The 20,743-nt window shown below is 69.8% G+C and carries 17 protein-coding genes and 2 pseudogenes; 12 read left to right on the top strand and 7 right to left on the bottom strand.

What is annotated here, in order from left to right; all coding sequences use genetic code 11:
• Positions 1 to 39: 39 nt before the first annotated feature.
• A pseudogene (locus ACZ4VT_RS15105) lies at positions 40 to 561 on the top strand (TniQ family protein); the annotation flags it as partial.
• Positions 562 to 1,071: 510 nt separating this feature from the next.
• Here ACZ4VT_RS15105 and ACZ4VT_RS15100 read toward each other — a convergent pair.
• The 3 genes from ACZ4VT_RS15100 to ACZ4VT_RS15090 form a co-directional block, all read right to left on the bottom strand.
• Positions 1,072 to 1,635 (bottom strand): EF-hand domain-containing protein, encoded by a 564-nt coding sequence (locus ACZ4VT_RS15100; RefSeq protein WP_467949701.1) that lies wholly within the window; start codon positions 1,633 to 1,635, stop codon positions 1,072 to 1,074.
• A gap of 125 nt (positions 1,636 to 1,760) precedes the next feature.
• A complete protein-coding gene (locus tag ACZ4VT_RS15095; protein ID WP_467949699.1) occupies positions 1,761 to 3,131 on the bottom strand; it encodes a cytochrome P450 in 1,371 nt (456 codons plus the stop codon).
• Between the two features lie 70 nt (positions 3,132 to 3,201).
• Positions 3,202 to 4,305 (bottom strand): terpene synthase family protein, encoded by a 1,104-nt coding sequence (locus tag ACZ4VT_RS15090; protein ID WP_467949697.1) that lies wholly within the window; start codon positions 4,303 to 4,305, stop codon positions 3,202 to 3,204.
• Positions 4,306 to 4,958: 653 nt separating this feature from the next.
• Here ACZ4VT_RS15090 and ACZ4VT_RS15085 point away from each other — a divergent pair.
• The gene (locus ACZ4VT_RS15085; RefSeq protein ID WP_467949694.1) at positions 4,959 to 5,477 is read left to right on the top strand and encodes a hypothetical protein; all 519 of its coding nucleotides are present in this window, start codon (positions 4,959 to 4,961) and stop codon (positions 5,475 to 5,477) included.
• Positions 5,478 to 5,641: 164 nt separating this feature from the next.
• Here ACZ4VT_RS15085 and ACZ4VT_RS15080 read toward each other — a convergent pair whose 3' ends face one another.
• On the bottom strand, positions 5,642 to 6,073 hold the full coding sequence (locus ACZ4VT_RS15080; protein ID WP_467949692.1) for a hypothetical protein: 432 nt from the start codon (positions 6,071 to 6,073) through the stop codon (positions 5,642 to 5,644).
• A 507-nt stretch (positions 6,074 to 6,580) separates the two neighbouring features.
• On the opposite strand from ACZ4VT_RS15080, the gene ACZ4VT_RS15075 reads away from it, so the two are divergent.
• Genes ACZ4VT_RS15075 through ACZ4VT_RS15065 form a run of 3 tightly spaced genes read left to right on the top strand, consistent with a single transcriptional unit; the run spans position 6,581 to position 7,795 of the window.
• On the top strand, positions 6,581 to 6,772 hold the full coding sequence (locus ACZ4VT_RS15075; protein WP_467949690.1) for a hypothetical protein: 192 nt from the start codon (positions 6,581 to 6,583) through the stop codon (positions 6,770 to 6,772).
• Positions 6,769 to 7,347: a hypothetical protein gene (locus ACZ4VT_RS15070; protein ID WP_467949688.1), complete on the top strand. Its 579-nt coding sequence runs from the start codon at positions 6,769 to 6,771 to the stop codon at positions 7,345 to 7,347. Before ACZ4VT_RS15075 ends, ACZ4VT_RS15070 begins: the two co-directional genes overlap by 4 nt.
• Positions 7,310 to 7,795, top strand: a complete 486-nt coding sequence (locus ACZ4VT_RS15065; protein ID WP_467949686.1) for a hypothetical protein — start codon at positions 7,310 to 7,312, stop codon at positions 7,793 to 7,795. The genes ACZ4VT_RS15070 and ACZ4VT_RS15065 overlap by 38 nt, the downstream gene beginning before the upstream one ends.
• A 189-nt stretch (positions 7,796 to 7,984) precedes the next feature.
• On the opposite strand, the gene ACZ4VT_RS15060 is transcribed toward ACZ4VT_RS15065, so the two are convergent.
• Both ACZ4VT_RS15060 and ACZ4VT_RS15055 read right to left on the bottom strand, forming a co-directional pair.
• Positions 7,985 to 8,416: an SMI1/KNR4 family protein gene (locus ACZ4VT_RS15060; protein ID WP_467949684.1), complete on the bottom strand. Its 432-nt coding sequence runs from the start codon at positions 8,414 to 8,416 to the stop codon at positions 7,985 to 7,987.
• A 29-nt stretch (positions 8,417 to 8,445) separates the two neighbouring features.
• On the bottom strand, positions 8,446 to 8,880 hold the full coding sequence (locus ACZ4VT_RS15055; protein WP_467949682.1) for a hypothetical protein: 435 nt from the start codon (positions 8,878 to 8,880) through the stop codon (positions 8,446 to 8,448).
• Between the two features lie 842 nt (positions 8,881 to 9,722).
• Here ACZ4VT_RS15055 and ACZ4VT_RS15050 point away from each other — a divergent pair.
• Positions 9,723 to 11,300 carry a S8 family peptidase gene (locus ACZ4VT_RS15050; RefSeq protein WP_467949680.1) on the top strand — a complete coding sequence of 526 codons (1,578 nt, stop codon included), beginning with the start codon at positions 9,723 to 9,725 and terminating at the stop codon, positions 11,298 to 11,300.
• A 298-nt stretch (positions 11,301 to 11,598) separates the two neighbouring features.
• Here ACZ4VT_RS15050 and ACZ4VT_RS15045 read toward each other — a convergent pair whose 3' ends face one another.
• Positions 11,599 to 12,258: a MerR family transcriptional regulator gene (locus tag ACZ4VT_RS15045; RefSeq protein ID WP_467949678.1), complete on the bottom strand. Its 660-nt coding sequence runs from the start codon at positions 12,256 to 12,258 to the stop codon at positions 11,599 to 11,601.
• A gap of 88 nt (positions 12,259 to 12,346) precedes the next feature.
• Between ACZ4VT_RS15045 and ACZ4VT_RS15040 the strand changes: the two are divergent.
• From ACZ4VT_RS15040 to ACZ4VT_RS15015, 6 genes and pseudogenes are all read left to right on the top strand, one after another.
• Positions 12,347 to 12,648 (top strand): annotated as a pseudogene (locus tag ACZ4VT_RS15040) (monooxygenase family protein); the annotation flags it as partial.
• Positions 12,649 to 13,379: 731 nt separating this feature from the next.
• Positions 13,380 to 14,309 (top strand): hypothetical protein, encoded by a 930-nt coding sequence (locus ACZ4VT_RS15035; RefSeq protein ID WP_467949676.1) that lies wholly within the window; start codon positions 13,380 to 13,382, stop codon positions 14,307 to 14,309.
• On the top strand, positions 14,306 to 14,824 hold the full coding sequence (locus tag ACZ4VT_RS15030; protein ID WP_467949674.1) for a hypothetical protein: 519 nt from the start codon (positions 14,306 to 14,308) through the stop codon (positions 14,822 to 14,824). Before ACZ4VT_RS15035 ends, ACZ4VT_RS15030 begins: the two co-directional genes overlap by 4 nt.
• A complete protein-coding gene (locus tag ACZ4VT_RS15025; protein WP_467949672.1) occupies positions 14,821 to 15,384 on the top strand; it encodes a hypothetical protein in 564 nt (187 codons plus the stop codon). Before ACZ4VT_RS15030 ends, ACZ4VT_RS15025 begins: the two co-directional genes overlap by 4 nt.
• 7 nt (positions 15,385 to 15,391) lie before the next feature.
• Positions 15,392 to 15,853, top strand: coding sequence for a PASTA domain-containing protein (locus ACZ4VT_RS15020; protein ID WP_467949670.1), 462 nt, complete (start codon positions 15,392 to 15,394; stop codon positions 15,851 to 15,853).
• 15 nt (positions 15,854 to 15,868) lie between these two features.
• Positions 15,869 to 20,692, top strand: a complete 4,824-nt coding sequence (locus tag ACZ4VT_RS15015) for an FAD-dependent oxidoreductase (RefSeq protein ID WP_467949669.1) — start codon at positions 15,869 to 15,871, stop codon at positions 20,690 to 20,692.
• Positions 20,693 to 20,743 lie beyond the last annotated feature (51 nt).

Genomic DNA, 20,743 nt, shown 5'->3' with positions numbered 1-20,743 from the left:
TGCGGCCGGCTGGAACTCGACCGATGGTCGGTGGGGCTGATGAGAAGGCCTGGCGAGCCGCACTTCGTGCCGCGAGGGCTTGATCACCACCCGATCCGGTCGGCAGCCCCGTGCCGGACGGCGCCCAGGCCGCAACGCCGTCTTCGACGACCGCGGCCCCAGCCCGCATACCGCCACCCGATGACCTGGCCACCAGACAAGGGCCCGCTGCCCCGAAGCCTCGTCCCCTTGGAGAGCGAAAGCCTGTTTGGACTCCTGCTCCGGCTCGCTTACCGCCTCGACGAAAGCCCACTGCGCGTGGCCCGACGCACCGGAGTCACCCGCCCGCCCGGCAGTCGTGGCACCTGCGCCGCCGCAACCAAACTCCTGCTGCGGCTGGATCCCCCACAGCTACAGACCTTCGCACGGGCAACCCGGATCACGACGGAGCAGGCCGAGAACCATACCTTGCGACCCCTCTCCCTCGCCTATCCCCCGCTCGCCGACGCTCTCACCCGGACGGCCCGGCCGCCATGGCTCCGCTTCGGCTCCACCCGGTATTGCCCCGCATGCCTGGCCGGCAACGGGTCGCCCATCCGCTTGACCGCGGGCAGCGGCGCGATCATCCCCGACCAAGGAACCGCCGGCCTCCATCCGGCCCAGTGCCGGGCCGCTACCCCGCTCGCGGAAAGGAGAGTCTGCGGGGCCCGCCTCGATAGGCCGCACGACTACCCCGCCCAACCCTTCCACGCACATCACGACAAGGACCTCAGGGTCACTGAGGGCAGGGAACTCCAGATCAAGGGCCCACCCGGGATGGACACCTCATGGAGAAATCTGCCACGGTCCGCACCGGCCGCCGCCGCCCTGCCGGCCGTGGCCACCTACTGCCAGCGTCTGCCTGCCCAAAACCTCACCGGCCACCTCATCGAACTGCTCGCGCACGCCCTGGACCCGGCCCACGCGCGCTGGGGCCGCCTCTGGAACTCGGCCACCCCCGTACAGGATGATCCGCTCGAACTCCGAAGGCTCGCGGTCCCAGAGCGATGGGGCCGGACAGCGCGCTGCCGGCCCCATCGTGTTTGGTCCTTGTCAGTTCGACGGGTCGCCCATGAGCCAGGCTCCGGGGGTGTTGTTGTCGGGGCTGGTGAAGAATTCGGTGAAGCCCTGGCGGAGTTCGTCGTTGGTGAGGCGGCCGTCGCCGTCGCGGTCCAGACGGCGGAAGACCTCGGCGACTTCGGTGTCGGTGAGGCCGTGGACAGTCGCCTTGTGGAGGGCGGCGAACTCGTGGGCGTCGACGTGGCCGTCGCCGTTGACGTCCGCGGCCTCGACGTAACTGACCGCGCAGCGGCCGATGGTCGCCTCGTACAGGGCGGGCTGGCCGGCGAGGGCGGCGACGGCCTGGACGTACTCGGGCTTGGTGACGCGGCCGTCGCCGTCGGCGTCGGCGGGCTGCATCATCGTGTCCCACACGTTGCCGATGCTGGTGTGGACCTGCTTGCTCTGCGGGGAGTCGGCCGCAAGCTTGAGGGAGTCGGTGACGCGGGTGCCCAGCGCGTCGAAGTCGGCACGTTCGATGTAGCCCTTGGCTCCGGAGAGGTGCTCCAGGCCGTCGTAGAACTTCTCGAGGCGGCTGGCGACTGCGGTGGTGGACATGGTGGGTCTCCTGTTCTGTGGCACCGGCCGGGGGCCGGTGCCACGGGGGTGGGAAAGGGTGCCGGCGCCGGCACGGGGGTCGGGCGGCGGTACGGACTCGGGGAGCCCGTGGTCTGAGGGGGGGGTCAGCGGAGTGTGGGGAGCATGGTCAGTCCGCGGGCCTGGACGGTGACGCCGACCGCTTCGCGTACCCGGGTCCCGGGCATGGGGGTCAGCTGCCAGCGGCGCAGGACGGCAATCGTGGTGATCATGAGTTCGGTGAGGGCGAAGTCGTCGCCGACGCACCTGTGGCGCCCCGAGGCGAACGGCATGTAGGCGGTGCGGGGCAGGCCGTCCGCGCTGCCGCCTGGCAGCCATCGGCCGGGGTCGAAACGCGACGGGTCCGTGTAATACCCGGCGTGGCGGTGCAGGGCGGTAAAGGAGTACAGCAGTTCAGTGCCCGCCGACAGCAGGTGGGGGCCCAGGCGGGTGTCGGTGGTCACGGCGCGCATGATGAACGCGTTGGGGGTGTGCAGGCGCAGGACTTCGCGGATCAGGCGCGCGGTGGCGGGCAGCCGTTCCAGATGGCCGGCGGTGATGTCGGTGTCGGCGCCGAGGACGGTGTCGATCTCGTCGGTCACCTCGCGCCGCAGCTGCGGATGCTGGTCCAGTTCGTGGAAGATCCAGTTCAGGGTGGATGCGGAGGTTTCCGTCCCGGCGAACAGCATGGAGATCACACCCGCGCGCACCGCTCTTTCGGGAAAGTCGGCGCGCAGGAGGGCGATCATGCCGTCCGGGTCGGGGGCGGCGGTGCGGATGATCTGTTCGGCGGTGCCGCGCAGTGCGCGTACGGAGGCGTTGAAGCGGCGGTTGACGGGGAGCGGGAGGTGGCCGAGGGCGGGGTGGGGGTAGAGGGCGTGGACGATCAGGCCGGTGAGCATGTCGGGCAAGGTGGACAGGAACGCCCGCTTGCCGGCGGGGTCCAGGCGGGTGCCGAAGAGGGCATCGGTGACGACGTCCAGGGCCAGCGTGTGCATCTCGTGTTCCATCGACACGGGCCGGCCGGGCCGCCAGCGGGCGATCCGCTCGTTGACGACCCTGCACATGACGGGGATGTAGGAGGCGACCGCCTGGGCGGTGAAGCAGGACTGCAGGGCCCTGCGCTGGGCGCGGTGCTCGTCGCCGTCGATCATCAGGATGCCGGGGCCGAACCGCTGGCGGGCGATGTCCTGGCCGCCGCTGCGCGGGCAGGCACCGGCCCGGGCCGTCAGCAGTTCGTGGACCACATCCGGGGCGGTGACGACGTGGACCTCGCGGTACGCGACGCGCACCCGAACCAGCGGGGCCACCTCGGCGAGGGAAGCGAGGAAGCCGAGCGGGTCGCGGAGCAGCGGCAACAAGTGGCCCAGACCGGGCACCGCGCCCGGCGCCAGCGGCACCCCGGACCCGCTCGCGGATACCGGCGCCGGGGCGGTGCTCTGGAGGGTGGGGGCCATCAAAATTCTGCCTCGCTTCATGACATGGACGGTCAGCGGCCGCTCGCGCACCCCGGGAGGCGCGCTCCGGCCGGGCGTTTCGGGGTGTGCCTCAGGCCGCGTGTCGTGGGGGGTCGTAGTGCCACCACCAGGCGATGGACCGCAAGGGCAGCGGCCCGTCCTCGCGGGGCGTGTCCCGCCAGCCGCCGGGCTCGAACATCCGGGCCCCGCCCTGCCCGTCGCTGTACAGGTACCGGTTGGTCCACAGGGCCATGTCCAGGACTCCGCGGACGAACTGCCCGATCGCCTGCAGGTAGCCGGCCAGCGCCGGGTCCTGGGCGATCAGGTGGGCGCGCAGACGCAGGAAGAGCGCCATGATGCGGTCCCACATCCCCACCGCCCGCTCCAGCGCCTCCTGTTCACCGCAGTCGTACTCGGCGCGCAGGACGTTGATGACGTTGAAGCCGGCGCCGGGGCGCTCGCGTTCCTTCCAGCAGGACCCGACGTCGGAGGCCAGCGCCGCCAGGGCCGCGGCCATCTCGGTGGCGGCCCGGACACGGCGGTCCTCCAGCCGGTCCGGGGACAGTGCGCACCCGGCGATCACCGTCACCAGCTCGGGCACGTGGAACACGCCGCCGGAGGAGAGCCGGTACATCACATACTCATCCAGGCCAGGCAGCTCCCCGGCCGCGGCGAAGCCCGCGCCCTGCGCCTCGGCGAGAAAGGAGCGGCTCATCGCGTTCACCAGCCGGCCCGCCTGGTGCCCGTCGCTCAGCCGGGCCAGGCGCAGCCGTACGTCACGCAGGGCCATGCCGTACCGGTCGGCCGGGTCGAGTTCCGTCTCGGGGATCTCCGCGCACCGGTGGACGCGTACCAGCGCGCGGGACAGCTCCCCCGGTTTGTCGGCCAGCGGGCCCTCGTCGCAGAAGTCGTCGAAGGCGAGAGTCCACAGCGCGTAGTCGGCCAGGACCTGCAGCAGTTCCTCGCTCGCCGACGGGCACATCCGCGCCGCCCAGTAGCCGGACTGCCCACGGGTCATCCGCTCCCGGGCCGCGTCGTTACCGGCCAGCGCGAAACGCCGCATCCACACCGTCGAAGCCTTGTCGGCCGCCGCCGCTCGTGGATGGATCGCCGCGGGGATCGGGCAGTAGAAGTCCGGCAGCCGGCGCACCACCAGTGTGTCGGGTGCGACCAGCACGCCCGCGCCGCCGCTCACACCGACATCCCACCCGCGGACACCACATGGGTGAGGGAGCCGGGCAGGTCATAGGTGGGAACAAGCATCCTTTGGGCTCCTTCGCGAGCTATCGCCCAACGTTGTACCGGTCCCGCGAAGCCCGAAGCAAAGCGAAAGCCCCCACAGACACAAACGAGGGACAACCCACCAAAGAACGACCCGACCGTTGACGCAGCCCACACACACGCTGCGCCGGTTCTCAGCTGATCCGGCAGGTCGCCGCCTCACTGAGGGACCACGGCGTCCGCGCGCTGAGCGGCGCCACTCCGCCAGCAGCTACAACATGCCGTGACCTGGCGACAGGAGCTCCTCGGGTCGCCGCTCGGGCACAGACGGTGACCGAGCTCTCTCAGGACTCGCAAGAACTCATTGCTCCCCTCGCAAGACGTCCCGTCTGATCGATCCCCGACCTGGCACATCGCGCAGGACGCTCGCAAACAAAACTGGACAGTCACAGTAGGGATGCGATCACCGGTGTGACTGAGCGTTCTAGTCGGCCACTGAGCGTCTTAGTTCGCCCGTGTGAGCACGGCGGGCGGGCTCGGCCGTGGGCCGCCGTGGGGAGTCGGACCGGTACAACATCCACCCGGGGCGCCGGCCCGTGTGTCGTACCCCGCTCTTATGCTCGCCCGATGACGTCTCACGAAGGCACCCACTCCACCGTTCTCGTCCGGGTCGGCGACCGGCACGCACAGATCGACGAGCAGCTCGCACCCACGATCCAGGCGATCTGGGAGTGCGGGTTCGACACCTTCACCTGCTGCCAGGACGTCGGTGAGAGCAACGCGGACTGGCCGCAGAAGCTGCCGCACATGGAGGAGTGGGTGGAGTCCAGGCGCGGCTGGACGCTGATCGACTTCCCGGTCGACAGCGGTCTGGCCTTCCTCTCGGCCCTTGCGAACGCCGGCCTGCGGGACGCGTTCTACGTCCGGATGACGCACTGGGCAGCCCCGGACGCATGGGACGTGACGGTCAAGCCGATGGACGCGGCGATGTTCCAGGAGGAGCTGGCATCTCAGTTTCGCCTACAGCTGCTTCAAGTGAGTTTCCCTGCGTACGACTTGCCGGAACTGACCCGGCGCCTCCGCGAGCACGCCGCGGGTCGCTCGCTGGCTCCCGCCCCCACCGACTGGAGCACCGTCGGCCGCTAAGCCGTCTCCTCCCGGCCGACCTGGGCGCCTTGCGTGCCAGCCGCACTCGCTGTCGTCCGCGCTATGACCTCAAGTGATTTCGGAGCCAGATGAAACCGGTCCTGCCCCGGGCAGGACCGGCAACGGTGACTTCAGTACCTGTCCGGCCCGCGGTCTGGGCCGGGTCACCAGCACGACCGCGGGTCTTGTACGTGCTCTGGCGAGTGCCGGTCCTCTCCCCTGCCCAGGCCGGTCCGGACCAGGAAGCCGGGGTCCGCGTCCCACGGCGAGGCAGCGATGTGCACCCGCTGGGTGCCGGGGATGCCCACCTCGACGAGGACCCCGCCGCGGAACATCCACAGACCGAACAGGTCGTCGTCCTCGTCGTGCAGCATGACCTGCACGCAGGCGGGCTCGTTCCACGGCAGGGACTCCAGATCCTTGAGCACGCCGCGGCGCCGGCTCCACCGCTCAAACTCGATGTGCCAGCCCCCAACGAACCAGGGGATCTGCACGAAGCAGCCGTGCCAGGTGCGTGCCTCGTCCGGCCGCGTCAGCGGCTCCATCACCTCGTCCTCGTATCGCGCCAACACGATGACCTGCGCCATTCTGCTCATGCCCACATGTCACACCGTGCCGGGTGCCGAGCGCAATCGGTTTGGGGCCCGGAGCCGTCGGGGCTCCTTCCGTGCGCCGTGTCCGCCGCTAGGGCTTGTCTGTCGGTCACGTTCGGAGCCAGATGGTGAGGGCTGCGGCGGTCGCGGTGCCGAGGTAGACGTAACGGCGTTTGTCGTAGCGGGTGGCGACGGCTCGGTGCTGGTCGGGTAGCCGGGTCACGTCGCCGTGACCCGGCCCCCTCAGAACCGGACGTGCCTGTTTCCAAGCATCACGGCTCAAGCAAGCCCGGAGGCTTCACAGGTTCTGCTCTTCTCCGGTCGCCGTCGCCGGAGTGGTGCTGGCGATGGCGTTCCGAGTGGACGAGCCGAAGATTCTTGCTCTCATCGGAGCCGCCGGGCCGCCGGTAGAGTCGGGGGCACCGCGGCGGGCGCCTTCGGCGAGTACGCGGCGGGTTCAACTGCAGCCGCTCCTACCCCTCGCTGGCAGCTGCAGCCAAGGCAGAGAACGTGCCCAAGGACCGGGCGAAGGTCGCGGATTGGTGGCGCAGCATGGACCCGGTGACGCGCGGCATCCTGCTGGAAGAACAGGGCGACGTGCTCAAGAAGGCCGGGATCCTGGATCCCGCCTACCAGTGGCGCCAGGCCGACCCCGGTGCGGGCGGCTTCGGTAGTTCTTGCTCTCGCAGGCGGAGGCGATGATGGCCGGTGGAGATTTCATCGGGAACACAGAGGCCTCCCGCAATCTCGCCCAGCAGGAGGCGCTGGACGCCTTCAAGAAGTCAGGCGGTGCGCCGGTGTCGATCCCGGTGGAGACGAACGCGGTCGGCGGCACATTCGAGGACCGCAACCGGTACCTCGGGGTCGGCTCCCACATGCGCAACGTCTCAGGGAACGTCTCGGTCGTGCCGGATGCACAGGGACAGCCGAAGATCACGATGGACTACCAGGTCAACGTGTGGGACCGCTACAACTGGGATGCCGGCAAGGAGACCCCCCTCGGCCCTTTCACGATCAAGGACGCCGACATGGCCCGCCTCCACACCGTAGGCCTTGCCCAGGAATTCGACATGCATGGGACCAGCTCGTCCCGACAGACGATCTCGGTAGCGCAGGCGCGCCGGACGTGTCCGCGGCCGACCCCGGCCGGGACGGCACACGCAAGGACCCCGCCCGGGGTGAGGAGGAAAACCGGTGAAGCGTACGAGCTCCCTCGCCATCCGCATCGCCTCTACGGCAGTGACGGCCCTGCTGGTGCTGTCCGCCACGGCATGTAGCGGCAGTGGCATCGGTGCACCAAAGGCCCGCAGCGGGGGGCCCATCTGGGCAGAGGGCCAAGGCGCCACCGAAGCCGCCGGCTTCATGCGCGTTCAGACACCAACCAGCGCCACTGAGGTGAAGGGGGCGGTGCAACACGGCTTCCAGGACAGCACCTACCTGCTCTCCTTTGTTGTACCCACCAGCGACGCTGAAGCGTTCCTCGCCGACCTGCGCCCGCAGGAAGCCCTGCGGGCCAACACCCCGCGCGACTCCCAGACGTACACAACCGTCACCCCGTGGTCCCACCTTGGACTGCCAGAGCCGGAAACCCAACAGAAGGTCCGGACTGCTTCAGTCTGCCCGCCTTGCATCAAGGACGAGCGCAGGTCCACCGTCCAGTCCATCACCATCTTCATCCAAGATGTCGGCGACGGCGGTGCACGGGTCTTCCTGAAGGCGTTCTGACGTCACTTTCAGATCGCCGATGGCGATTCTTGGAAGCGGCTTCCTACGGCCCTTGTCGTTCATGGGTGTGGAAGCTGGATCAGGCGGACTCGAAGCCAGGTGTCGAGGGTCCGATGTTGCCCGCTTCATCCATGAACTGAAGATCCGTGACGAATCGGAGGACGAAGGCCGCGAAGGGTCCGTCGAAGGTCACGCAGCTTGATCCATGGACGGCTGTGACGACCTTCCACCGGTTCGGATCCGGGCTGCACGGCATGAAGAAGTGCTCATCCCCTCCGAAGTCGTATCCCCAATGGATGAGACCGTCTTCCTCAGGGTGGAACGGGTGAGGAAAGTCGTGTGGAAGACCATCAGCTCGTCCGAGACGATGCCGCTGCCGTAGGCGTCCATGAAGGTCTTGTAGTCGCTCGGCAGCGACGAGCCGAGGTAGCCTTCAACCTCAGCCCAGTCGCTCGACGAGTGCGGCCTTGGTGCAGGCTCTCCCAGCAGTCGCTTCAGCTCTTCAAGCGCTGACACGTACCCCACCTCGCACGAACGTCGCATTGACCAGTGACGACGAAGATAGCCGGGCCAGTCCGGCCACGGGGCGAACGGGGTAGTCGTCACGTCGAGCAGCGCCACGCAACGCGATCCTCCAAGACGGCTCCTACTCACCAGCCAAGCGAGACCCGGCGAACCTTCAGGTCGTCTTGGCAGAGCTTCTGGAGCGGGCGCATCCGCTTCCCTTCGTGCCCCCACACGCCCGCGCACTCCCCCGGTAGCGGGAGTTCGTGCTGACGGATCAGGGCTTCGTAGCAACCGGCCGGTGCTCGCGGCGGCGACCTTCCTGCCTCCCCTCCGGTGTCCTCGTCACCGAGAAAGGCGTCTGGTTCAGATGTGGAGTGCGGGCTGTGTGGGGCGGCGGCGGGCCATTGCGAGCAGGGCGAGAGGTAGAGGAGGAGAACGGAGAGGGTGAGGCCGATGACGCCGAGGCGGATGGTGGCGTGCAGTCCGATGACGGTGGCCGTTACGCCGGCGAGCAGCGCGCCGAGTGGTGCAACGCTCCACTGGATCCAGCGAATGGAGGCAGTGAACCGGCCGAGCATGTGCTCGGGGCTTTCAGCCGGCGATAGGTCCGTTGCGCGGTGTTGTGGGCCATGACGCCGAACAGCAGGATCACGTAGCAGGTGCAGCCGATGGCCTGTCCGCCGAGGCCGGGGTTGACGAGGAGCACGGGGAGCCGGCCTGGTCCTCGAGGAGGGCGGTGATGAGCAGTACGCGGGGCATGCCGTAGCGGCGCACGATGCGGGGGGGGCGGCGAGTCCGCCGATGATGGAGGCGCATCGTTCCAGACGCCCGAACCAGCACCCACCCACCGTGACCAAAGAGATAGGCCCCCCGCGGCCAGGTAGTAGCGGAACGAGTGGACGCTCTCCATGGAGCGCGACCGTGACCGCCCGCTTGCCGTCCTCGCGCGCCTTGAGAGTGTGGACGCCGGGCTGCCAGTCGTTGAAGTCACCCACCACGCTGACCGGACCCGGCGGAACGTCCGCGGGGAGGACGAAGCTGACCTCGGTACGGTCCTTCTTCAGCGTGCACTCCAGCGTGAGGCGGACTCCTGACGCGTCAGCGCATGGGACGCCGCCCATCCTCGGGGGCAGCGCCGTACGGGCGTCCGCGCGGGGCCTTCTTCGGAGCCGACCTATCCGGGGAGTGCGTGCGTCATGTGCGGAGCGCCTTTGCTCGATCATGGCCGCTGTGTGGCAGGGATGTTACGCGTCGGCCTGCCTCTTGTGCCGGTGCCGGAGGTGGGCCAACCTTTCGTTAGCGACCGTTCGTTCGGGCCAATGAGTGCTTGTCATGAGCATGGCTATGACCGCGCCTTGACGCTCTTTCAGAACGGCCCGCCGTACACCGCAACACACCGCCTACGAGGAGGACCCCCCACATGTCCGCGAAGCCTCACACCCGCCGGAGAATTGCCGGTATCAGCGCCATGGCCGTCGCGGCCCTCGCGCTCGGCGCGGCCGCCGCGTTACCCGCCGCGGCAGCCACCCCGGCCGCCCCGCAGGGCGTCATCGAGAACGCCGGCGCCGCCGGCACCGTCTCCGGCAGCTACATCGTGACCCTGAACGACTCTGCCGCCCGCTCCACCGCCGACAGCGGCAAGGCAGTCGCCAAGCGGTACGGCGCGCGGATCGACCGGACCTACAGCGCCGCCCTCAACGGCTACTCCGTCGAGGTCTCCGAGGCGCAGGCCAGGAAGCTCGCCGCCGACCCCGCCGTGAAGTCGGTCGTACAGAACCGCGTCTTCACCGTCGACACGACCCAGCCCAACCCGCCCTCCTGGGGCCTGGACCGGATCGATCAGCAGGCGCTCCCGCTGAACCAGAGCTACACCTACCCGGACAAGGCCGGCGAGGGCGTCACGGCTTACATAATCGACACTGGCGTCCGCAAGACGCACCAGGACTTCGGCGGCCGAGCCTCCGACGGCTTCGACGCCATCGACAACGACAACACGGCCCAGGACGGCCACGGCCACGGCACCCACGTCGCGGGCACCGTCGCGGGCACCGCCTACGGCGTGGCCAAGAAGGCCCGGATCGTCGGCGTCCGCGTGCTCGACAACAACGGCTCCGGCACCACCGCGCAGGTCGTCGCCGGCATCGACTGGGTGACCCGCAATGCCGTCAAGCCGGCCGTGGCGAACATGTCGCTGGGCGGCGGCGCGGACTCCGCGCTCGACACCGCCGTGCGCAACTCCATAGCCAGCGGCATCACGTACGGCGTCGCCGCGGGCAACGAGTCCACCAACGCGAGCACCAAGTCCCCGGCCCGCGTGACCGAGGCCATCACCGTCGGCGCCACCACCAGCACTGACGCCAAGGCGAGCTACTCCAACTACGGTACGGTCCTGGACCTGTTCGCCCCCGGCTCCAGCATCACCTCCTCCTGGGGCACCGGCGACACCGCCACGAACACCATCTCGGGCACCTCGATGGCGACCCCGCACGTCGTCGGCGCCGCCGCGCTGCACCTCGCGGCCAACCCGACGGCCACTCCGGCCCAGGTCGCCACGGCCTTGGTCAACGCGGCCACACCGAACGTCGTGACCAGCCCTGGCACCGGATCCCCGAACCGCCTGCTCAACGTCGGGAACTCCACCACTCCGCCGAACCCGGGCACCCGCTTCGAGAACACCGCCGACTATGCGATCAACGACAACGCCACCGTCGAGTCGCCGATCACCGTCAGCGGGATCTCCGGCAACGCCCCGGCCACGCTGAGCGTCCCGGTCGACATCAAGCACACGTACGTCGGTGACCTCAGGGTCGACCTGATCGCTCCCGACGGCACCGTCTACAACCTGCGCAACCGCACCGGCGGCAGCGCGGACAACATCATCCAGACCTTCACGGTGAACGCCTCTGCCGAGGTCGCCAACGGTGTCTGGAAGCTCCGGGTCGCGGACCTCGCGAACATCGACACCGGAAAGATCGACTCCTGGGCGCTCCAGTTCTGAGGGGCCGGGACTGAAAGCAGCGGCTGAGCCGCGATGATCAGGCGGGGGCGACCGTTTCGGCGGTCGCCCCCGCTGCGCACTCTTCGCGCATTCGTGCACGCCGGCCGCCCCTCGCGGCCCTGCAGCGGCCTGTCGCGCGGGAGGGCGGCCTGCCGGGGCGCGCTGTCGTCGAGCGGCTGCCCGACGGCACCGAACGCCGCACCGGGATCTGGATCGGGGCTGACCACGCCCGACCACGGGCCGCGCCGGAGGCGGGGACACGCTTGCGGGTCGTGCCCTCGGCCCGGCGCGCGGCGGTTCACGACAGGCCGTAGCGGCGGGCCGACTCCTCCTCCTGGGCGAGGCGGTGCAGGGCCCTGAGCACCGGCTGGAAGAGGATGGTGGCCGCGACGGCGGTCTCCGCCTTCTCCGTCTCGGAGGGGTGGGTCTCCACGAAGTCCAGGTCCCGTACGGCCGCTTGGTGCATCAGCCGGCCGTACGGGGCCATCAGCTCGGCGTCCCACGGGTAGCCGAGCCGGTTGAGCGTGGCCACCGCCACCACCAGCGAGCGGTGGACGGGCGAGAGCGCCCCCAGCTCCCGGGCGGTCGTCCAGCCCAGCATGTCGAGCAGCAGGTCCACCTCGGCGCGGGCGGCGACCACGGCCTCGTCCACGTCTTCCTCCGTGCCCTCGTCCGGTCCGTCCTCCTGGGGCAGTGCCCAGAGGGCCGCGCCCAGCCGGATCGTCCGGCCCAGCGAATCGTCGTCGACGTGCCGGAGCACCGTCCTGACCGTCGCCACCGGGACCTTGCCGACCTGGATCATCGCGCGGACCAGCCGCAGCCGCCGCAGGTGGTCCTCGTCGTAGTCGGCCGTCGTCGCGCTGACGCGACGGCCCGGCGGCAACAGCCCTTCGCGCAGGTAGTACTTGATCGTCGCGATGGCCACACCGCTCCGCTCACTCAACTCCGCGAGCCGCACTCTTGAACCTTCCCTTGGGCAGTGTCACTATCCAACCATCTGACGGTTGGACAGCAACGCTATCCAACAAGGTGATCGGGAGGCCGGCGTGTTCGGGAAACCCTTACCGGGCCGTACCACCGCAGCCGCTGAGGGGGACGTCGTCGTCCTGCTCATCGGGATGCGCATCAACCACTTCAGGGCCGTGCACCAATGGCTGCCCGTGGTGCTGGCGATGCCCCGCATGCTCCGCGAACTGGCCGGGACAAGAGCCGGGGCCTGCTCGGGCACGTCCTGCTCACCGCCTCGCCGCGCACGTACTATGTGGTCCAGTACTGGGAGTCCAAGGAGAAGCGCTACGCGTACGCCGCGGCTCCGGACATGCTCCACCCCAAGGCGTGGTCGCTCATCAAAATGTGAGCCACAGCCAGGTTTCAAAGAGCGCCATCACCACCGGCTCCACCCCGAGCCCGGCAGCGATCTCCTTGCAGGACAGCGCCCTCTCCGCGGCCGATCAGGACCGCCAAGATCCGCTGATACTCCGGCGACACCACCGCCACCACGAGCCCTTCACACCATGCAGGCACCACCGACCCCGGCACCGCACCCAACGGCGACGGCGACGGCGGTTCAGGATCCCGGACGCTGGCGTGTCAGCCTCCTCCGCGCCATCCGGGCCGGAGAGAACCTCGGCCACGGTCTCCCGCGAGACGACGAAGCGCTCCCAGTCGAGTTCCGCTTCCCGCAACGCGGCCAGCACCCGGTCCGCATCGGCCCGCAACCCGCCTACGCGGCCGCGGTCGTCGCGGAAACGATCACTCTGGCCACGGCCGAACAGATCGCCGTGCGGCATGAGCTCCGGCTGCGCCGTCAGTCCCGGGCCCACCACCCGGCCCGGCGCTTGCGCTTGTGGGTGGTACTGGATTCGCTGAACTACAGGTAGCGGCGGGGCCTCCGGCGTACCCCGAGGTTGCAGGCGGACACCCCGTCGCCTGCGACTTCTCCCCCAGACGGTCGATCCTTGTTCAGCACTCGCCTGAGATAGGTGACCGATCCGGCGTGTCGGATAATCTCCCTTCCTCTTATCGTGATCCCCTCCTCCCGCTGCCTGCCCTCTGGGCCAGGTGCGAACGGAGGACCGGATGACGGAATCCTTTGCGGGTACGTACTACCCGCATCTGCGCGAGGTGCTCGATCCCCGGTACGCGGGGCTCTCCGACGGAGAACTCGAGGAGGCGTTCTCGGAGGCATTCGGCGAGAGCGTCACCCTCGCGGAGTACGAGGAATTCTTCAAAGGCTTCGGCAGAACGCTGGCGAAGGCGGCCAAGAGCGTCGGCAAGATCGCCTCGGCCGTGGGCCCCGGGCTCCTCCAAGGAGCCGCCGCCGGCAGCGCCCTGGGCCCGTTCGGTGCACTGGGCGGGGCCCTGCTCGGCGCCACCGGGTCGGCGCTCAAGCGGTACAGCGGCCGGGGCGGCCGCGACATCGGCGGTCTCCTCGGCGGCGCGCTCAACACGGCCGGCGCACTGACCGGGCGGGGCGCGCTGACCTCGGGCCTGCTGAGCCTGGTCGGCGGCCGGGGCGGCCCCGCCTCGAGCACCCTGACGGCACTGCTGGGCCGACCGGAGATGGTCCAGGCCCTGGCCGCCCTGCGCGGCGGTCGGAATCCCTCGATCCCAGTGGGCCGTGGGCAGGTTCCGGTATCCGCCCACACCTTCGCAGGGCTGCTCGGCACCCTCGCGAAGGGGGCCGAGGCGGAGTGGGCGGCCGACACGGAGTCCGACGAATCGACGGACGACGAACAGGCAGGTCGACTGCTGGGCCTTCTGGTCGGCGCGGAACAGGAAGAAGCCGAGAGCCACGGATCCGAGAAGCCCGTCGCCTGCGGATGCGGCCACGGAACAGCCGGGGAGTACGAAGAGGCGGGCGGATTCGGCGAGTTCGGCGAGTTCGCCGAGTTCGAAGAAAGCGACGAGTCCTACGGGTTCGGTGAGTTCGCCGAACCGGACTTCGACGACCTGGCCGACCACGAGGAATTCGCCGCCCGCTTCCACGATCTGATGCATGCCCGGTGACCAGTCTGCAGGTGCTCGAACTGCTCCGGCAGCAGCTCGCCGGTGATGCCACGGCGGCGGACGAGCCGCCCGGCGGCCTGGCCGGCCTCACCGGCTCCGCCCCCCAGATCGCGCAGCTGCTCAGCCAGCGCGAGGCGCAGCTGCAGCGAGACCTGGCGGCGGCCGAGGAAGCCGAGCGGCTGGAGGCCCAGGAGCAGCTCCGGCTCGCCGAACGTCATGAGCACGAGGAGAGCCTGCGCCGCCGCGTGGACGAACTGACCGACCAGCTGGACGCCGCGTACGGCCTGCTCGACGACTTGGCCGCCGCGCTCGGCGCGTGCCCCGCGTGCTTCGGCGGCGACGAGGCCTGCCGGTGGTGCCGGGGCCGCGGCGCGCCGGGCTTCACCGCGCCCGAGCCCGGTCTCTTCAACCGGCTGGTCCGCCCGGCCGTTGTCCTGTTCGCCCGCCTGCACCGGCGGGTTGCCCCCACCGTCACCACCGGACCACCGTCCCAGCGCGAAAGGACACAGCAATGAGCGGGTACGACGAGCTCGACGGGCTGCTCGACAGCTTCGAGTACGAGGAATTCGAAGAGGCCACACCGCCACGCCAACTGGTGCGCACGCCCACTCGACGCAGCAGCTTCATCCCGAGGAACACCCCAACACCGGCCTCCCAGGTCCAGTTGCAGACCTCGGTCCGCAACCTGGACGGCAAGATCGAGACCCTGGGCACCGCGGTCAAGTCCCTGGAGTCGCGGACGACCTCGCTCACCACGGGGCAGAACAGGCTGGCCGCGTCCGTCCGCAGGGAGGCCGAGGAGCGCAGGAAGAGTTCCGAAGCGATCCGTGCCGATCTCCAGCAGACCAAGATGCTCGGCCTGCTGATGCCGATGCTCAGCCAGGAGACGGTGGAAGCCCAGGTCGACGGCAGGCCGATCAAGGTGCTCGCCGCGTCGCAGAGCCCGATGGCCGGAATCCTGCCGTTCATGCTGCTCATGCCGGGCATGAGCGGCGGCGAAGCGGGCAAGGGCGGACTGGGCGGCGGCGACATGATCATGAACCTTGTCCTGCTGTCGATGCTGACCAAGAAGTGAGGCCCAGATGGGTACGCTGACATTTGGCTCCAGTGCAGTCTCCGCCGCCATCCCCGGCACCGCCACCCCCAACGGCTGCGCCCCGGCCGATACGCGGGTGGGCATCCCCACCGATCTGGTGGGCCGGCCCCGGACGAAGGCCGAGAAGAGGCTCAGATCCCTCGGGCTGGTCCCGCAGGTGTGCGAGGTCATCACCGACGGAACGCCCGACACCGTCTTCAGCCTCGCACCCCCCGCCGGAACCATCCAGCCGGCGGGATCGGTCGTGACCCTGTACGTGGTGACCACTCTGCCCAGTCCGGTCTACCTCGACAGGAAACTGGACCACCTGATCAAAATGGTGGCTCTCCTGGAGACCGAGCGCAGTGCGAAGGCACGTCACGACGCCCTCCTTCACAAGCTCGACGCGATCGGCCACGCAGTGGGACATCACGGCGACACAGGCGCGCCATACGGCACGACGGAGTGATCGGAGCAGTCCAGGATGGATCCGGCGCTGTACGAGTTGGCCCGCCACGGTGACCCCGGCGACGAGGTCAGCGTCATCCTGCGGCTGCGGGACCCGCACCGGCCCCCGGCTTCGGTGCGGGTCGTCAACGCCTTCGGCGACATCGCCACCGTGCGGGTCCGGCGCCGAGACATCGCCGGCCTGTGGGCCGACCCCGCCACGCTGAGCGTCAAGGCCCCCCGGCTCTACACACCGGATGTCGAGCCACCCCCGACGCCCGGCGGGGCCGAGCCCCCGGCACCGAACGACCGCGTCCGCCCGGAGCTCCGGGAGACCGGCCGGGGCGTCGTGATCGGGATCGTCGACTGGGGTTTCGACTTCGCGCACCCGGACTTCCGGCACCCGGACGGGCGGACCCGGCTGCTGGCCCTGTGGGACCAGCGTCCGGCAGGGCCGTCCGGGCCGGGGCGGCTGTTCACCGCCACCCACATCGACGCCGCCCTCGCGCAGCCCGACCCCTACGGTGCCCTCGGATACCACCCGGCCGACTTCGACGCGGGGCTGGGCGCGCACGGCACCCACACCCTGAGCATCGCCGCCGGGAACGGCCTGGGCGGCGGTCCGCCCGGCATGGCGCCCGCGGCCGACATCATCGCGGTCAGCCTGCCCCAACAGCCCGGTGGCGCGATGGTGCCGCTGGGCAGCTCGGGGGAGCTGCTGGACGCCTGCGCGATGATCTTCAAGGCTGCCGGGGACCGACCCTGTGTGATCAACCTCAGCCTGGGCCGGCACGCGGGCGAACACACCGGCCGGCAGCTCCTCGAACAAGCCCTCGACCACCTGGTCGGCGCGGCACCCGGCCGCGCCGTCGTCCAGAGCTGCGGCAACTACTTCCAGCGGCGGACCCATGCCTCTTGGCGGCTGCGCCCGGGAGAGGCCCGTACCTTCCGCGTCGCGGTGGACCCGGACGACGTCACCCTCAACGAGGTCGACCTCTGGTACCCCGGCCGCGACCGGCTGACGGTCACGGTGGCCACCGCCGACGGCGCTCACCGGACCGTCGTACCGCTCGGCGAACAGGGCACCATCACGATCGACGGCCGGGACGTAGGCCGTGTTTACCACCGGGCCTGCGACCCCAACAACGGCGACAACCAGCTCTCCCTCTTCCTCGAAGCGGACCGCGCGGTGGAAGGCTGGGACGTCACGCTGGACGCGGACGACGTGGTGGACGGACGGGTACACGCCTGGATCGAGCGGGATTCCCGGTGCCGGCGCTGCCAGGCGCGCTTCGACGAGTCGGACGTCGACACCGCCACCACACTCGGCACGATCGCCAACGGCTTCCGCACCCTCGCGGTCGGAGCGTACGACGCGCACGACCCGGACCGGCCGCCGGGCCGGTTCTCCTCCTGCGGCCCGACCCGCGACGGCCGGCAGAAGCCCGACCTCATGGCTCCCGGCGTGATGGTACTCGGAGCACGCTCCCACCCCGGCGGGGACGAGGACGGCCCCGGGTACGTGCGGATGTCCGGTACGAGCATGGCAGCCCCGGCGGTGACCGGGACGGTGGCGCTGATGTTCGAGGCCGCCGGCAGGCCCCTCGCGATCGAGGAGACGCACAGAGCACTGCTGGCCAGCTGCGATCCGCCGATGTCGGGTACGGATCCGCGCCGGCTCGGCAGTGGCTATCTGAACGCGGAGCGCGCTGTCGCCACGGTCCGGTCCGGGGAACCGACGCCCAGTCACATTCCCGAGCAGTGGTCCGAGCCGGTGGCCGAGGACGTGCCCGCGGCGGCCGGCTGCGGCACCCCGGTTCGGGCGGCCGACCGGCCGGCGGTTCTCAAGGCCGGCTCGCGCCACCTGGCCGTGGGCGACGCGCAGCGCCGCCTCAACCTCGTACACGCCGAAGCCCTCGTCGGGGGCCGCCCCGGGCTGCCGAACGCACCGCTCTCCGTGGACTGCGTCTTCGGCACCAGGACCCGCGCCGCCGTCGTCGCGTTCCAGCAGCGCGCTTTCCCCGGCAAGCCGGACGAGCACGACGGCCGGATCGGCCCCAGGACGTGGGCTGCGCTCGAGGCCCGGGTCAGCCCTCCCCCTCCCCCACCACCGCCGCCCCCGCCGCCCCGGCCGGACGAAGACCCATGCCTGCCGACGAATCTGCGGGTGGCGGTGATCGGCGGCGGCTTCGCCGGACTGATGGCCGCCTGGCGGCTCAGCAGCGACGGAGCCCAGGTGACGCTGTTCGAGGCGGCCGACCAGCTCGGTGGCCGGGTGCGCACGGACCGGTCCCTCGTCCCGGGGAAAGTGCTGGAAGCGGGGGCCGAGCTGATCGGGGAGAACCACCCGACGTGGATCGCTCTGGCCCGTAGGTTCAAGCTGAAGCTGACAGAGCTCACCCCGAAGGAGAAGTACCGCGCCAAGGGCCTCAAGGTCCGGCTGAGGTTCGGTAACACCGACGTGTCCGAACCCGAGCGGGTTCGCCTCGAGGCGAAGGTCGGGCAGGTGCAACGCAAGATCGGCGCGGAGGCGCGTGCGATCGATGCGCTACGGCCGTGGACCAGCAAGGACGCCGCCAAGCTGGACAGCATCTCACTCGCCACCCGGCTCGACGACCGGGACATGTTCGGCCCGGCTTCGTCCCCCGCACGGTACCTGTTCGAGTTCATCACTGAGAACGACCAGTGCATCGGTCTGGACAAACAGAGCTACCTCGGCTTCCTGACCGCGGTGAAGGCGCACTCGGTGGGCGGCAACATGCTGGCCTACTGGGACCTCACCGAGACCCACCGCTGCGAAGGCGGCAACGACCAACTCACCACGGCACTCGCGGCCTCCTTGAAGGACGTCCGGCTCGGCGCCGAGGTGACGGGCATCGACGTACGGGACGACGGCCTAAGGGTGACGGTCCGTTCGTCCGGGGGAAGCCGGACGGCGGACTTCGACTTCGCCGTCCTGGCCACTCCGCCGACCGTATGGCCGTCGATCACCGGCAGCACACCCTTCCAGCCGGCCGACTACGCCATCCAGCACGGTCCGGCGGTCAAGTTCCTCAGCGCCTTCGACCGGGACTCCTGGAGCGCGGACAAGCTGGCGCCGAGCGCGCTCTGGGACCGGATCGGCAGCGTGTGGGAGGGCACCGACCGGCAGCCGAAGCCACCGGGATTCGCCCTGACCGTCTATTCGGGCGGGCAGTTCGTCCGGGACGCGAAGACTTACGCGGCGCGCCTGCACGAGATCTACCCGAGTTACACGGCCAACGTGAAGAAGTCGGCCCTGGTCGACTGGCCGCACGAGCCCTTCATCCGCACGGGCTACGCGGTGCCGGGCGTGGGGCAGGTCACCAGCGTCACCAAGAACCTGAGCGCCCCGTACCAAAAGCGGTTGTTCTTCGCCGGCGAGCAGGCCTCGCCGGGATTCTTCGGCTACATGGAAGGGGCGCTGCAGTCCGGCGCATTGGCCTCCCACCGTGTGACCGCCGCCTGGCGCATGATGTGCGGCCGGCCGCACACCACGCACTTGGCGGTGGCCGAACTCGCCCCGTGGATCGGTACGGAAGCGGCGGAGAGCGAGGCGGGCACGATGCGACTCGGAGGCTTGCGGGATCGGTGGGACGAGGACGCCCTCGATGTGTACGACGAGGACTCCGGCCCCGGGTACGGCGAAGCGATCGGACCCTGCCCCGATGTCCCGGTACCGCCGTCCGCCCGCCCTGCCCTGCTCGCCCTCCACTCCCGTCACACTGCGGTGCGTTCGGCGCAGCGCCGGCTGAACGTCATCCACGCCGACGAACTGGCGGCCGGACGTCCGGGCATCGCCGGAGCGCCGCTGGTCGACGACTGCGTCTTCGGCGCGAAGACCTTCGCCGTCGTGATGGCCTTCCAGAAGCTGGCCTTCCCGGGCCGGCCGGTGGAACACGACGGCAAGATCGGCCCGAAGACGTGGGCCGCACTCGACGCGGGCCTCGCGCCACCGCCTCCTCCTCCTCCACCACCACCACCGCCTCCGCCGTTCGTACCCCCCACCCCGCCGAGCCCCAAGCTGGGTGCGGCGAAGCCGGTGCGCCGACCGTGCTGCGCCCTCACGCCCCTCTTCCTCATCGGCTCCGGCGGCATCGGGAAGCACAGTGACGCCGCGCCGAACATCGTCTACACGGGCAGGGCCGGGTTCGTGGATTTCGGCCACCTCTGGGACACCTGCGATGTGACCGCGTTCGCCTACCAGGAGATCCACCGAGCGGGCGGCGCCAAGGGTACGAAGATCAATACCGGGGAGGGCGAGGCCACGCTGACGAGCACGGTCCCGCCCACGGAATGGATGGAGGTGGCTCGATCGATCGCCTACGACGACGCGCTGGCACACGAGATCGCGACGTACCCCGACGGCGCCGGCGCCTGCAACTTCCAGCTCTTCAACCAGCACATCTCGTCGTTCTCTCCCGAGGACCTGTGCTCCAACTACCTCGGCACGGTCGTCGCCGAACGGGCGATCCTCGCCGGCGGGCCGTTCGTCCCCGAGGTCGAGCGTCAGGCGGCCGCGCTTCTGGCCTCACTTGACGCGCAATCGGCGGCGGAGACCAAAGCAGCCTTCGCGCTGATTCAGAAGAGATGGGTGGACGTATCACTGAGCATCAACAACACCTGCTTCCTCAAGCGTCGCAACTTCCTCTCCGTGCCCTGGCAGACCGGCCACAAGAGCGACAAACCCACGCCCTCGTTCGTGGTCCAGCCATTCAGGTTCGGCGCCACCTACGACTACAAGCACGTTCTCGGCCCCACCCGGGCGGCGTTCAGCGCGGACATCGCGACGATCAAGGCAGCAGCGCGGAAACAGTACGGCCCCGACTTCGCGACCCCCTAGCGGTGGTTTGTCGACGGCGGGTCAAAGCGACGTAGGCCGGTAGCAGAGGAA

The sequence above is a fragment of the Streptomyces sp. NPDC029164 genome (assembly GCF_055563995.1).
This window is presented reverse-complemented; position numbering and strand designations above follow the sequence as displayed.

Excerpts from the sequence above, each read along its gene's own strand:
- ACZ4VT_RS15100 (WP_467949701.1), bottom strand. The coding sequence starts at position 1,635 with ATGTCCACCACCGCAGTCGCCAGCCGCCTCGAGAAGTTCTACGACGGC.
- ACZ4VT_RS15095 (WP_467949699.1), bottom strand. The coding sequence starts at position 3,131 with ATGAAGCGAGGCAGAATTTTGATGGCCCCCACCCTCCAGAGCACCGCC.
- ACZ4VT_RS15085 (WP_467949694.1), top strand. The coding sequence starts at position 4,959 with ATGACGTCTCACGAAGGCACCCACTCCACCGTTCTCGTCCGGGTCGGC.
- ACZ4VT_RS15080 (WP_467949692.1), bottom strand. The coding sequence starts at position 6,073 with ATGAGCAGAATGGCGCAGGTCATCGTGTTGGCGCGATACGAGGACGAG.
- ACZ4VT_RS15070 (WP_467949688.1), top strand. The coding sequence starts at position 6,769 with ATGATGGCCGGTGGAGATTTCATCGGGAACACAGAGGCCTCCCGCAAT.
- ACZ4VT_RS15055 (WP_467949682.1), bottom strand. The coding sequence starts at position 8,880 with ATGCTCGGCCGGTTCACTGCCTCCATTCGCTGGATCCAGTGGAGCGTT.
- ACZ4VT_RS15050 (WP_467949680.1), top strand. The coding sequence starts at position 9,723 with ATGTCCGCGAAGCCTCACACCCGCCGGAGAATTGCCGGTATCAGCGCC.
- ACZ4VT_RS15035 (WP_467949676.1), top strand. The coding sequence starts at position 13,380 with ATGACGGAATCCTTTGCGGGTACGTACTACCCGCATCTGCGCGAGGTG.
- ACZ4VT_RS15025 (WP_467949672.1), top strand. The coding sequence starts at position 14,821 with ATGAGCGGGTACGACGAGCTCGACGGGCTGCTCGACAGCTTCGAGTAC.
- ACZ4VT_RS15020 (WP_467949670.1), top strand. The coding sequence starts at position 15,392 with ATGGGTACGCTGACATTTGGCTCCAGTGCAGTCTCCGCCGCCATCCCC.
- ACZ4VT_RS15015 (WP_467949669.1), top strand. The coding sequence starts at position 15,869 with ATGGATCCGGCGCTGTACGAGTTGGCCCGCCACGGTGACCCCGGCGAC.